12 protein-coding genes are annotated in these 13,142 nt (G+C 70.3%); 4 read left to right on the forward strand and 8 right to left on the reverse strand.

The genetic code is table 11. The annotated features are described in order from the left end of the window. Window positions 1-93 precede the first annotated feature (93 nt). Complete coding sequence (locus tag GC203_RS16160) at window positions 94-1,695, forward strand: long-chain fatty acid--CoA ligase (protein WP_293456585.1); 1,602 nt, start codon at window positions 94-96, stop codon at window positions 1,693-1,695. On the opposite strand, the gene GC203_RS16165 is transcribed toward GC203_RS16160, so the two are convergent. Together GC203_RS16165 and GC203_RS16170 are read right to left on the reverse strand one after the other, a co-directional pair. Then, the gene (locus GC203_RS16165) at window positions 1,692-2,339 is read right to left on the reverse strand and encodes a TetR/AcrR family transcriptional regulator (RefSeq protein WP_293456588.1); all 648 of its coding nucleotides are present in this window, start codon (window positions 2,337-2,339) and stop codon (window positions 1,692-1,694) included. The genes GC203_RS16160 and GC203_RS16165 overlap by 4 nt on opposite strands. Before the next feature lie 7 nt (window positions 2,340-2,346). Then, window positions 2,347-2,607, reverse strand: coding sequence for a hypothetical protein (locus tag GC203_RS16170; protein WP_293456591.1), 261 nt, complete (start codon window positions 2,605-2,607; stop codon window positions 2,347-2,349). Window positions 2,608-2,789: 182 nt separating this feature from the next. Between GC203_RS16170 and GC203_RS16175 the strand changes: the two genes are divergently transcribed. Further along, window positions 2,790-3,461, forward strand: coding sequence for a TetR/AcrR family transcriptional regulator (locus GC203_RS16175; RefSeq protein WP_293456594.1), 672 nt, complete (start codon window positions 2,790-2,792; stop codon window positions 3,459-3,461). A 210-nt stretch (window positions 3,462-3,671) separates the two neighbouring features. Next, a complete protein-coding gene (locus GC203_RS16180; protein WP_293456596.1) occupies window positions 3,672-4,478 on the forward strand; it encodes an alpha/beta hydrolase in 807 nt (268 codons plus the stop codon). A 3-nt stretch (window positions 4,479-4,481) separates the two neighbouring features. Here the strand turns inward: GC203_RS16180 and chrA are convergent, their stop codons facing one another. After that, on the reverse strand, window positions 4,482-5,687 hold the full coding sequence (gene chrA, locus GC203_RS16185; protein WP_293456598.1) for a chromate efflux transporter: 1,206 nt from the start codon (window positions 5,685-5,687) through the stop codon (window positions 4,482-4,484). Window positions 5,688-5,806: 119 nt separating this feature from the next. On the opposite strand from chrA, the gene GC203_RS16190 reads away from it, so the two are divergent. Next, window positions 5,807-6,889 (forward strand): Zn-dependent alcohol dehydrogenase, encoded by a 1,083-nt coding sequence (locus GC203_RS16190; protein ID WP_293456601.1) that lies wholly within the window; start codon window positions 5,807-5,809, stop codon window positions 6,887-6,889. Between the two features lie 48 nt (window positions 6,890-6,937). Here GC203_RS16190 and GC203_RS16195 read toward each other — a convergent pair whose 3' ends face one another. From GC203_RS16195 to GC203_RS16215, 5 genes are all read right to left on the reverse strand, one after another. Then, window positions 6,938-8,446 carry a carboxylesterase family protein gene (locus GC203_RS16195; protein WP_293456602.1) on the reverse strand — a complete coding sequence of 503 codons (1,509 nt, stop codon included), beginning with the start codon at window positions 8,444-8,446 and terminating at the stop codon, window positions 6,938-6,940. A gap of 91 nt (window positions 8,447-8,537) precedes the next feature. Continuing rightward, window positions 8,538-8,864, reverse strand: coding sequence for a cytochrome c (locus tag GC203_RS16200; RefSeq protein ID WP_293456605.1), 327 nt, complete (start codon window positions 8,862-8,864; stop codon window positions 8,538-8,540). A gap of 46 nt (window positions 8,865-8,910) precedes the next feature. Next, the gene (locus tag GC203_RS16205; RefSeq protein WP_293456607.1) at window positions 8,911-10,236 is read right to left on the reverse strand and encodes a M23 family metallopeptidase; all 1,326 of its coding nucleotides are present in this window, start codon (window positions 10,234-10,236) and stop codon (window positions 8,911-8,913) included. Between the two features lie 117 nt (window positions 10,237-10,353). Then, entirely contained in the window at window positions 10,354-10,704 is a 351-nt protein-coding gene (gene arsC / locus GC203_RS16210; RefSeq protein WP_293456609.1) for an arsenate reductase (glutaredoxin), read from the reverse strand. Window positions 10,705-10,734: 30 nt separating this feature from the next. After that, window positions 10,735-13,110 carry a M20/M25/M40 family metallo-hydrolase gene (locus GC203_RS16215; protein ID WP_293456610.1) on the reverse strand — a complete coding sequence of 792 codons (2,376 nt, stop codon included), beginning with the start codon at window positions 13,108-13,110 and terminating at the stop codon, window positions 10,735-10,737. Window positions 13,111-13,142 lie beyond the last annotated feature (32 nt).

Raw genomic sequence — 13,142 nt, forward strand, 5'->3', positions numbered from 1 at the left:
CACCGTACAGCGGCGCGGCGGGTTGCACAGGGGCTTCGCCGCGCGCGATCTCTGGCCTAGCCTGATCGCCGATCACCCGGAGGACGCCCGCCCATGCAAGCCCTGATGATGGACCGGCCGCTCACGCTGCCCTCGATCCTGGAGCACGCGGCGCTCTATCACGGCGACCGCGAGGTGGTGACGCGGACGGTGGAGGGGTCGATCCACCGCTATGGCTACGCCGACGCGCTGGCGCGGGCCAAGCGCATGGCCAAGGCGCTGCTGGCCATGGGCGTGAAACCCGGCGACCGGGTCGCGACCCTGGCGTGGTCCACGCACCGCCACTTCGAGCTCTACTTCGCCGTCACCGGCATCGGGGCTGTGCTCCACACCATCAATCCGCGTCTGCACGACGACCAGATCGTCTGGGTGGCCCGCCACGCCGAGGACAGCGTGCTGTTCTTCGACATCACCTTCTCGGACCAGGTGGCCCAGCTCGCCTCGCGCATCGGGACCATCCGCACGCTGGTGGCGATGACCGATCGCGCGCATGCGCCGGACTACGCTCTCGTTTACGAGGACCTGATCGCCTCGGAGACGCCCGACTTCGACTGGCCCGAGCTGGACGAGAAGAGCGCGTCGGGCCTCTGCTACACCTCCGGCACCACGGGCAATCCCAAGGGCGTGCTCTACGGCCACCGTTCGACGGTGCTGCACGCCCTGGCGCTAGCGTTGCCGGACGCCTTCGATCTTTCGGCGCGCGACGTGGTCCTGCCCTGCGCCCAGATGTACCACGCCAACGCCTGGTGCACGCCGTATGCGGCCCCGCTGGTAGGGGCCAAGCTGGTGCTGCCGGGCCGCGCGCTGGATGGGCCCAGCGTCTGTGAGCTGATCGAAACGGAGAGCGTCACCTTCCTGCTGGGCGTTCCCACGATCTGGGTGGGCGTGGCTGATCACCTCGACCAGACCGGCGGCAAGCTCACCTCGGTTCGGACCATCGCTGTGGGCGGCTCGGCGCCGACCGCGGCCCTGATCTCCCGGATCGAGGAGCGGCTGGGGGGCCAGGTGCGCCAGATCTGGGGCATGACCGAGACCTCGCCGCTGGGCGTCATCAACACGCCGTTGCCCACCCACGCGGGCGAGGACGCCCAGGCGACCCTTCAGCGCAAGCTGAAGCAGGGCCGGGGCCTCTGGGGCGTCGACCTGCGCGTCGTGGGCGACGACGACCGGCCGCTGCCGCGCGACGGCAAGAGCCCGGGTCGCCTGCAAGTGCGCGGGCCATGGGTCAGCTCGGCCTATTTCAAGCAGGACGGAGCGGCCGCCTTTACGGGCGACGGCTGGTTCGACACCGGCGACATCGCCACGATCGATCCCGAGGGCTACCTGCGGCTGACCGACCGGGCCAAGGACGTGATCAAGTCGGGCGGAGAGTGGATCTCCACCCTCGACCTGGAGGATGCGGTCTGCTCGCACCCGGCTGTCGCCATGGCCGCGGCCATCGGCGTGCCGCATCCGAAGTGGGACGAACGGCCCCTGCTGCTGGTGGTGCTGCGCCCCGGCCAGTCGGCCGACCCCGAAGCGCTGAAGGCCCACGTCGCCGAGCGGGTCGCCAAGTGGTGGACGCCCGACGAGGTGCGCATCGTGGCGGAGCTGCCCATCGGTCCGACCGGAAAGGTGCTCAAGCGGGAGCTGCGGGATCGCCTTTCGGCCGGCTAGCGGTCCCGCTTGGCCATCACCCGCTCGTGCGCCTCTTCGGTCAGGGCGCAGGCCTCGGCATAGGGCACGCCCAGGGCGGAGATGATCAGCGCCTGAACCTTGCGCCCGTGGTCGGGCGGGGCGAGGCCCAGGCCCATATCTCGCATGGCCACGCGCATGGCGCCGAACGACAGGCTGCGGGCCGCCAGGGGATCCACCTGGGCGAACCGGCCGGACGCTACGCCACGGGCGAAGATCTCGCCCATGCGACGCACCATGGTCGGCTGGCTGGGCTGGTCGTTGCGGTCCATCTGCAGGTTCACCCACGCCCGGGTGGGATCGCTCATGGTCTCGATCAGCACGAGCGAACCCATGAGCGCGAGCTGCAGCGCCGGGTCGTCGACCCCTTCGATCAGCTCGGCCAGTTCGTGGTCCAGCCGCCCGGCCCGCTCGGCGCCGAGTTCGCGGACCACTTCGGCCGGCGTGCGGAAGTAGTTGTAGAACGATCCGCGCGAGATGCCCGCGTGGCGGACGATCTCGTCGATGGTGGCGGCGTGCGGGCCCTTCAGGGCGATGAGTTCGCTGGCGGCCTCGAGCAGGCGACGGCGCGTACGCTCGCGCCGCTCGAGAGCGATGCGTGTCCGCGCCTCGCTGTTGACCGCCATCCCGCCGTCAGGCCGCGTCGGGCAGGTACTGGGCCACGAGGTCGGCGGCGGTCGTCGCGTGGCCGTCGTCCTGCGATCGCAGGCGGACCAACTCCTCCTTCAGGGCGGCGACGATCTCGCGGTGGGAAAGCGGCGACAGGTTGAGCAGCGCCACCGTGGCGGCGCGGGCCAGGCTGAGCGCGGTCTGGGCGTCCAGCTCGACGCCAAGGTCGTTGTCGTACGCGGACGGGATTTCGGCGGCGATCTCGCCGCGATTCGGAATTGCCATTCTGGGTCTCATAGTGGGTTGAAGGCGAGACCAGTGGCCTCGGGGGGGAAGTCCGGCAGCGGTGGCTGCGCGACCCGGCTCGCGTTGTGGGCGCGGCTTATCTGTCAGGTTGACATGAGTGTCAAGATGACAAATGAAAGTTAATTCGTCAGCAGGTTTTGCGCTGGCGCGGGAGACAGCGCATGGCGATCCGGATCAACGCCGCGGCGCGCGCGGCGCAGGGCGCAGCGCGGCGGGCGCGGACGCGCGAGCGGCTGCTGGAGGCGGCGATGGAGGTCATCGCCACGAATCGCGGCGACACGACCATCGATCTGGTGGTTGAGGCTGCCGGCGTGTCGCGCGGCACCTTCTACAACTACTTCCCGACGCTGGAGGACCTCACCCACGCCGTGGCCGACCACCTGGCGGAAGACGCCCGGCAGGACCTGGGTGTCCGGCTCGCCCATGTGTGGGACCCGGCCGCCCAGCTGGCGGCTTCGGCGCACTATTTCCTGCGGCGCACCCGGCGCGAGCCGGTCTGGGCCTGGGCGGCGCTGAGCGTCAACGAGATGCGCGATCGGGACTTCCCGTCGGTGAACCGGGTCTTCATGTCGCTGCATCGGCGCGGCGTGGCGGCGGGTCTCTTCGCGCCGCGCGACCCGGTTGCCGCCCATGTCATCACCGCCGGCGCCCTGCGCGCCGCGCAACGCCAGGTGCTGGCCGACGATCCGCCGTTCGAATTCGACATGGAGGTCATCGGGATGCTGCTGCAGGCCCTGGGCGTGCCCGCCGAACTGGCCGCGGCGATCAGCCGCGAAACCGCCACCGCCGCCGAGACGATCGAGCCGTCCGCCGCTTCGGCGGGCGCCCTTTAGGACACAGTCGAAAACCATACCGAAAAGTCACAGAACCGCCACCTGAACCGTGCGTTAGCTTCTCCAGGTGACAGTGCGTATCGAGGAGGAGCCGCCGTGCCGCGCAAACGGCCGAAGGGTGTGATTGCGATGGGCTGGGCCGCGATAGAAGCGGCCGCGCGAGGCCGGCATGAGCATGCCCCGACCTCCGCCCACTACCCGGAATCGGTGGTGCGGCGGACGAGTTTCCTGGCCGGCGGCGGCCATGGCTGGCGCATTTCCGCCCTCGAGACCCCGCGCGAGAAGCCGGCCCCCTGGAAGATCGTCGTGATCACCGGCGCGCCGTCGTGGGCCGAATATTGGGCCGAGGTGCTGGCCGAGCTGCCGAAGGACCGCGAAATGGTCGTGGTGGACCGTCCGGGGTTCGCCGCTTCCGAGCCGCTGCATCCCGTCACGGACATCCGCGTGCAGGCCGAGGCGTTGAGCCCGGTGCTGAATGTCCCGCGTGGTCAGAAGGTGCTGCTGGTCGGTCAGAGCTATGGCGCGGCGATCGCCTCGATCATGGCCGACCGCAATCCCGGCAAGGTGGCCGGCCTCGTCCTGCTGTCGGGCTACTTCGGCGAGTCCGGGCCGACGGCCAAGTGGCTGCTCGACCTCGGCTCCCGCGCCCTGGGCGTCATCCCACGCGACCTGCGCAACGCCGTCATCGAGGTGACCGGCCAGAAGCCCCAGTTGCGCCACGCCCGACGTGCGCTCGCCCGGCTCAACATCCCGGTCCACATGATCCATGGCGACCAGGACGACTTCGCGCCGCTCGAGGTGGCCGAGAAGCTGGCGCAGGACACGGTCACCCGACGTCCGATCCGCGTGGTGCGCACGGAGGGGGCCACCCATTTCCTGAACGATGGCCCGACCGAAACCCTGATCGAGGCGCTGGAGGCGTGCATTCCGGCGCGGCGGTTCGGCTGGAATTTCATTTGGCCGAAGATGTCCCAGCTCTGGCCCGCGAAGCTGCCCGATACGGCGTCGGCCGCCTGACGTTCAGGACGCGAACACCCCGGTCGCCAGGGCGAACCCCACCACGACCAGCCACGGCGGCAGCTTGACGACCTGCAGGAAGACGAAGGCCGCGGCCACCAGGGCCCAGTCCGTCGGCTTCCGCACCGCGCTCATCAGCACGGGGTTCCACAGCGTCGCGGCCAGGACGCCCACCACCGTCGCGCCGACGCCCGCCATCAGGCCTCGCGCCCAGCCCTCGCGCTTCAGCCGGTCCCAGAACGGCAGCACGCCGGTCACCAGCAGGAGGCTGGGGAGGAAGATGGCGAACAGGGCGATCAGCCCGCCCACGAAGCCCCGCGGTCCGTAGCTCTCCGACGCGCCCACATAGGCCGCGAAAGCGAACAAGGGGCCGGGCAGCGCCTGCATGAGCCCGTAGCCGGCCAGGAACGACGACTGGTCCATCCAGCGCCGGGCGACGATCTCGTGCTCGAGGAGCGGCAGCACAACGTGGCCGCCGCCGAACACCAGCGAGCCGGTGCGATAGAAGACGCTGGCGACCCCCAGCCCGGGGTTCTGCAGAAGGCTCGCCAGGAACGGCAGACCCACCAGCAGGCCGGCGAAGAGTCCGAGCGCGACGAGCGCGCTCTGCGGATCGATCCAGCCGGCCGCCGCGTCGGGCGCGTCTTCGGGCGGCGTCCCGCGCAGGAACACGACGCCGAACAGCCCGCCGGCGACCAGCGCCGCGACCTGGGCCACCGGCCCCTGCGCCACGATCAGTCCCGCCGCCGCGCCGATCGCCAGGCCGGCGCGGATCGGGCCGGTGGCCAGCGTGCGCGCCATCCGGATGACCGCCTGCATCACGACGGCCGCGGCCGCCACCTGCAGCCCGTGGAGCCAGCCGTACCCGAACCGGGCGGTCAGATCGGGCGCCAGCATGGCGAAGGCGATCATCGCGACGGCCGCGGGGAGGGTGAAGCCCGCGAAGGCGGCCAAGGCGCCCGCCAGCCCCGCTTGCCTGAGCCCGATCGCCATGCCGATCTGGCTGGACGCGGGGCCGGGCAGGAAGTGGCAGAGGGCCAGGAGGTCGGCGAACGCCGCCTCGCTGAGCCAGCCGCGCCGCTCCACGAAGTCGCGCCGGAAATAGCCGATGTGCGCGGCGGGCCCGCCGAACGCCGTCAGGCCCTGACGCAGGAAAGCCAGGAACACGTCGAGCGGGGAGGCGGTCCTTGCGGGTTGAGCGGCGTCCATGGTCCCTAGATGAAAGGCGGTTGCGGCCTTGTCGAGGCGAACCGCCGATAAGGGCTTCCCAGCGCCATCTGATCGGCGATAAGGCTCTTGGCAAATCCAGGAAGGACAAGGGGAACGTCATGAAGGCCGCTGTGTTGCGCGAAGTGGGCAAGCCGCTCGCGATCGAAGACGTCCAGATCGCCAAGCCGGGTCCGCACGAGGTGCTGATCCGTACGGCCGCGGCCGGCGTCTGCCACTCGGACCTCCACTTCATCGAGGGCAAGTATCCGCACCCGCTGCCGGCGGTTCTGGGCCACGAGAGCGCCGGCGTTGTCGAGGCGGTGGGCTCGGAAGTCCGCACCGTGAAGCCGGGCGACCACGTGATCACCTGCCTGTCGGCCTTCTGCGGCCACTGCGAGTATTGCCTGACCGGCCACATGAGCCTCTGCACCTCGCCCGAGACTAAGCGGGAGCAGGCCGACGAGCCGCGCCTGACCTCGCCCAAGGGGCCGATGCTCCAGTACCTGAACCTGTCGTCCTTCGCCGAGCAGATGCTGATCCACGAGCACGCCTGCGTCGCGATCCGCAAGGACATGCCGCTCGATCGCGCCGCTCTTATCGGCTGCGGCGTGATGACCGGCGTGGGCGCGGTGTTCCACACCTCGAACGTCCGGCCGGGCGACACCGTCGCGGTCATCGGCTGCGGCGGCGTGGGCCTCGCGGCCATCAACGGGGCGGCGATCGCCGGCGCCGGACGCATCATCGCCATCGACATGGCGGCGGGTAAGGAGAACCTGGCCAAGTCGATGGGCGCCACCGACTTCGTGCTCGGCGGCGACGACGCGGTGAAGCAGGTCATCGAAATGACCTCGGGCGGGGTTCAGCACAGCTTCGAGGCCATCGGTCTGGCGAAGACGGCCGAGCAGGCCTTCAACATGCTGCGCCGGGGTGGCACCGCCAACATCATCGGCATGATCCCGGTCGGCCAGACCATCAGCCTGATGGGCGCGGCCTTCCTGGGCGAGAAGCGTATCCAGGGCTCGCTGATGGGTTCGAACCGCTTCCCGGTCGACATGCCGCGCCTGGTCGACGCCTACATGGCCGGCAAGCTCCACCTCGACGACATGATCAGCCGGCGCATCAAGCTGGACCAGGTCAACGAGGCGTTCGAGGAAATGAAGACCGGCGCGGTGGCCCGCTCAGTCATCGTCTTCGACTCCTAAGCCTTCGGATCGTCCCTCCCCCGAAGCTTCGGGGGAGGGACGGCCGTCTCAGCTCAGGACCGTGCGCACTTCGCTGAGGGGATCGTCCTCGAGGCGGCTCTCCACATCGAACACCTTCGTCGTCCGCGTGGCCGCGTCATAGGCGGGCCAGCCAGGATCGCTGGTGCGGGCGAAGCGCAGCCAGGCGTCCGACATCTGATCGGCGACGATCTGCGGTTCGTCGCCCCGGCCCACGAAGTTCCGGGCCTTCTCGACATTGTCGAACACCAGCGGGATCTCCAGCGCATGCGGGCACTTCAGCCGCCCGCGCGAGACCGGCGTCTCCCAGGTCAGCATGTACATGAAGACGGGCGCGGCCTTCTGCGCGGCCTTGCGCTCGGCCAACCGCACCGAGTTGATCCACATGTTGCCGACGGTCTGGGCCGCGGCGCCGATGTGCGTCGGCGAATAGTCGGGATAGGCGCGCCGCAGCGCCGCCAGCAGCTCGTCGGCGCGGTCGCCCGCGGCGGCCCTGGCCTGCTTCGCCACGTCGTCGTCCGTGAAGTCGCCGAACCGTGGATGGGCCAGCAGGAACAGCGTGGCCTCGTCCTTGTTGCTGCCGATCATCAGCGGCACGTCGGCGTTCAGGGGTGAGGCGTCCGGCTGGTACGGGTGGCGCGGGATGGCCGTTCCGTCCAGCACCGGCGAATAGAGGCGCATGACCTCGCCGGGCAGGGTGACGCTGGCTTTGGAGAGCACGTCCGTAGGCACGGCGGCCAGCGCCTCGGGCGTGTCGACGCCAAGGATCTTCAGCAGCGCGCGGGCCGTCTCGGTGGCGTCCTTCACCGGCTTGGCCGTCAGGCCGGGACCGCTCTGGATCACCGCCTTGTGGAACAGGCCGCGCGCGCCGGGCATGGCCATCAGCAGGCTGACCTTCCAGCCGCCGCCGCTCTCGCCGAAGATCGTCACGTCGCCGGGGTCGCCCCCGAAGGCGGCGATATTGTCGCGCACCCACTCCAGCGCCTGGACGATGTCGAGCATGCCGGCCGCGCCGGACTGGGCGTAGTCGTCGCCGAAGATCTCGCCCAGGTGGAGGTAGCCGAAGACGTTCAGGCGGTGGTTCACGGTCACGGTCACCACGTCGCCCTTCCGGGCCAGCGCGCCGCCGTCGTACATGGCCGCGCCGCCAGAGCCGTTGGCGAAGCCGCCGCCGTGCAGCCAGACCATCACCGGCCGCCGCGCCGCGTCGGTTCCCGGCGTCCAGACGTTGAGGAACAGGCAGTCCTCGGACGAGGCCGGCTCGTCCGGCGCCGGGGGATCGCCCGGCGAGGTCCGCCGTTCACCCGCGGCCAGACCGGACTGGATGGCCGGCGCGCCATAACCCGTAGCGTCGGCGGGCGCGGCCCAGGGCTGGGGTCTCTGCGGCGGCTTGAAGCGCAGGGCGCCGACCGGAGCCGCGCCGTAGCGCAGGCCCTTGAACACCGCGAGCCCGTCTTCGAAGTAGCCCGCCACGGGACCGTTCGAGGTGTTCACCGCATCGGTGCGCGCCAGGGCCGCAGGGGCCAGGTCGTCCGCCATCGCCATTCCTCCCACCATCCCGGCGTCTTCGCGCGCCCGGTCGGAGGCATTGTGGCGCCGTGCGGGGCGCCGGCAAACCGTTGTTTCGAAATCAGCCCGGCTGCTTGGTCTGGATCGATTTCAGATAGATGATGATCGACTGCACGTCGTCGGGCTCGAAACGGAACTCCGGCATCATCGGGTGGCCGGTCAGCAGGCCCTCGCCCAGCGCCTCGCCGAGCTGTTCCGGATCGTAGCGCTTGTGCAACTCGCGGAAGGGCGGGGCGGCCGGCTCGTGGCTCGCGCCGCTGCGGCCCACCGCATGGCAGCCGCCACAGTGGAGCCGCACGAGCGCCTCGCCGCGTTCGGGGGTGGCCGCCGAGGCGGCGCCGGCGAACGCGAGGCTGGAGGCCAGGACGATGGCGAAGTTGCGGTTCATGGTCGGCACTGGACAGCCTTGAGCATCCGGTCCGCCTTGACGCCCGTCAATCCGCGGCCGCGTATTCGGAGGTCTTCATGTCGCCGCCCTGCGCAAGCAGCTGCTCGACGCGCGCCTTCTCGATCCGGAAGCGCTTGAGTTCGGCGCCGGCCAGGATCGTGCCCTGGGGAACCTTGGCCCCGATGGGGTTCACGCGCTTGCCGTTCCGCCAGACCTCGTAGTGGAGGTGCGGACCGGTCGCCAGGCCGGTCGAGCCCACGTAGGCCACCACCTGGCCCTGGCGCACGTGGACGCCGGGATGGACGCCCTTGGCGTAGCGGGAGATGTGCGCATAGCCGGTGGCCCAGCCGCCGGAGTGGCGGATCTGGAGCCAGTTGCCGTAGCCGCCCCAGCGGGAGGCGCGGGTGACGACACCGTCGCCCGCGGCCAGGATCGGCGTGCCGCGCCCGGCGCCGAAGTCCACCCCCTGGTGGGCTCGCGTGTAGCCCAGGATCGGATGCTTGCGGCGGCCGAAGGTGGAGGTGATGCGCGCGCCATCCACCGGCGTCCGCAGGAGGAAGCCGCGGATGTTGCGGCCCATCTCGTCGAAGTAGTCGACGTCGCCGTCGTCGCGCTCGAAGCGGAAGAACTTCACACCGTGGATTTCGGCGTATTCGACATCGCCGGTCTCGACCGTGCGGCCGCTCTCGGTGACCTTGCGGTCGAAGATGAGCCGAAAGTCGTCGCCGGGCTGGATGTCGCGCTGGAAGTCCAGCTTGTGGGCGAACAGCTTGGCGACCTGTGCGATCAGCGTCGGCGTGGCCCCGAGCTGCTGGGCGCTTTCGTAGAGCGAGCCCTCGATCTTGCCGTCGGCTACGGTGGTCTCGTCGCTGACCTTCTCCTCCATCGCGCGCACCCGAAGCGCGCCGTCGAAGGTGCGGGAGAGGGTCACCGCGCGGACCGGGCTGGTCCTGAGCGAGATTCCGATCAGGCGCGCCGGGCGGTCTTGTCCGTCGGCTCCGGCCACGGCGGCGTCGAACGCCATGCCGGCCTTGATATGAACCGTATCCATGGCGCGGCCGAGGACGCCGACGGCCTCGCGCGCCTCTTCGGGAGCCACGCCTGCGCGCAGGACCGCTCGCTCCAGGGTCTCGCCGCGCTGCACGCGGACCTGGACGTTGCGGGGCCGTCCGTAGCCGTCCCGCGCCTCGGCCTCGGTGAAGGCGGCGTGCTGCAGCGCCGCGGCCGCCTCGGGCGTCAACCTGGCGCCGCCGTGGTCGATCCGCGCGGCCGTCTGCCACCCCACGATGCCGAACACCGCCGCGCCGGCGACGGCCAAGGCCACCACCGGAATCCGGCGGATCGGGAACTTTCGCGGATCAAACTCGGCCATAGGATCCCCCAGGCGTTCACGACTGAGCGGCCGCAGCTTGCAGCGCCGCCGCCATGTGACCACCCCCCCAGGCTCACGCTTCGATATCAGCAGACCCTAACCGGAACCTTTCCGGATTCAGATCAGGCTCAGGACCAAGTCGGCCGGCCGGCACAGGGCCGCACCCTTGTCGGTGACGACGATAGGGCGATTCACCAGGATCGGTTCGACGATCATGGCGGCGATGATCGCCGCGTCCGAAACCGACGGGTCGGTGAGCCCGAGTTCGTCGGCGTTGGTGCCGCGAACGCGCAGGATTTCGTGCGCGCCGACGCCCATCCGCTTCAACAGGTCCTCGAGCTGGGCCTTGGTCCAGCCGGTCTTCAGATATTCGACGATCTTGGGCTCGATCCCCTTCTCGCGCAGCAGCGCCAGCGTGTTGCGCGAAGTCCCGCAATTGGGGTTGTGGTAGATGGTCACGTCGCTCATGGGCCGCCTCGATAGCGGGTCGCAGGCCGATCACCAAGCGTAGGCGTGCGAACCGGTGACGAAGGTCGAATCCGAGTCGTCCCAGAGCATGATGTCGGCGGGCCGCGGGGGCAGGGGAGCCGCCTCGGCCGGCCAGCCGTCGATCGTGGCCGCGTAGCGCACCTGCAGCCGGCCCGGCGCGGAGGGCTGCAGGTTCATGACGATCGGCGCGCCCGGCGACGCCCAGAACACCCTCACCCACCGGTCGGTCGGCAGCGCCAGGTCAGTCGGCACGCCGTTGACGGCCAGAAGGCGGGCGGCCTTGTCGGCGCGGAGTTGGAGCGCAAGCCGCCGCGATCCCGGCGGCGGGGCGACGGTGAGCCGCATGGCGCCGTCGGCCGCGGGCTCCAGCGTGGTCGCGGGCGTGGCGACCGACACGGGACGTCCCGGCGCAGCCAGCATCGGGACCCGCCATGACCAGTGGCCGCGCGGCTGCACCGTTCCGCCCAGCGCCTGGCGCGTCCACGACCCGTCCATGGAGGCTGGCGCGAACCGCCACGTGCGGCCCGTGTCGGCCTCGACCTGGAAGCCCACGTAGGTGATCCGCGGATAGCGCGGCGTCCAAGGATCCTCGGCGCGGACGAAGAGCGTGATGATGAAGCCCATGATCAGCAGGGCGCCGCCCACCACCAGGCCCTTTTCCGCGTTGGTGTCGGGCTGGGCCAGCGGCCACAGCACCAGGCCGGCGGTCACCATCTGCAGCGAGAACAGCGCCATGACGTCCATGCTGAGGAAGGCCAGATGCGAGATGCCGCCCTCCCAGCCTAGCGCGAGGGCCGCCAGGACCGTCAGCAGCGCCAGGCCAAGGACGCCGCGCCGGGCGCTGAGCGCCGTGGCCGCCGCGCCGAGGCTGGCCACCAGCAGCGGCCAGGCGATCACATAAGCGGCCTCGGGCGCCGCGATCTGGAGAACGATCGCCAGCAACAGGCCGAGAAGCAGGACGCCGGCCCAGGCGCCCTTGCGGCTGGTCGGACGATTGTAGACGAAGAACCCGATGACCCCGGCCGTCACCCCGGCGACGGCGCCCACCATGTCGAACGTGCCGAACGCCGAGCACGCCAGGCCGAACAGCACCGGAATGGCCGCCATCCAGCGCCGCCCGCGCGCCATGTCGCCCGCCGATCCCATCAGCACGCCGAGCGAGATGAGCATGATCGCCCATTCCCAACGCTGGGCCTGGGCGAGCAGGAACCGCTGTTCGAGGTAGCCGAACTCGGCGCCGGTCAGCCGCCTCGCGAATTCCAGCACCGCGGCGGTGGAGAGCGCCGCAAAGGCCAGCGCGCCCGCGCCTCGCACGATGTCCATGGCCGGGAACTCGCCCGAGTGCCGCGCCCAGCGCACGGCGAGCGCGATCAGGAATGCGATCGCCGCCAGCAGCACCCAGCCCGCCCAGACCGGGTAGGCGATGACGAGGTCGCCGAAGACGCTGCTGTAGACGGCCGAACCCGCCCGTCCCGGCAACTGCTGCGAGAACGCGAGTTCGCTGGCGACGGCCAGCGCCTGGGTTCCCATGTCCTGCAGCGAGCCCCGGTCGAGGTTGGCCGCCGTCGCCGTCGGGCTGTGGTAGTCGAACTGGTTGCCGATGATCGCATAGTTGAGGCCCGACTTGCCGGCTTTCAGCGCCTCGGTCAGGTCGGTGTCGTTGGGCATCTTGTCGTAGATCAGCACCGACAGCGATGACGACGCCGGGCGTTGCGCGGTCCGTTGGAAGACCTCAATCAGCTTGCCGTTGTCGGGGCTGGTCTGGAACATCTGGACCCGGCCGGCCGACCCGCGCGCCTCGAGGTTGACGACCAGTCCGATGCGTTCGGCCAGCGGATCGCGGCGGAAGAAGGCGTTGGCGCCCAGGAGACCGGCTTCCTCGCCGTCGGTGATCAGGAGATAGACGTCACGCGCCGGCGTCCCCCGCGCCTTGATGGCGCGCGCGGTCTCCAGGACGGCGGCGACGCCCATCAGATCGTCGGCGGCCCCGGGCGAGCCCGGCACGCTGTCGTAGTGGGCCATCAGGGCCAGCGCCGGCGCGCTGCGGTCGCGGCCGGGCAGCACGCCCACGATGTTCTCGATCTGGCCGGCGATCACGGCGTCTGGCGCGCGGGGCGACTGGAACACTCCGACGCCCGGCCGCACCTGCGGGCTGAAGCCGAGCCGCAGCATCCGCCCCACGATGGCGTCGCGAACGTTGGCGTTGGCCACCGAGCCGGTGGGGTGGGGCACGGCGGACAGGAAGTTCACGTCGGCGAAGGCGCGTTCGCCGGAGAATTCGGTGGCTGGCGTCGAGAGCGGCGCCGACTCGGGCAGCAACTGGTCGTTGAAGGCGATCCATGACCCCAGGATCAGAGCCAGCAGCAACGCCAGATATCGGCCCATCTCGTTGTCCCTCCCCGCGAACAACTTCTATC

Source organism: Phenylobacterium sp. (assembly GCF_016124325.1).
Classification (GTDB): domain Bacteria; phylum Pseudomonadota; class Alphaproteobacteria; order Caulobacterales; family Caulobacteraceae; genus Phenylobacterium.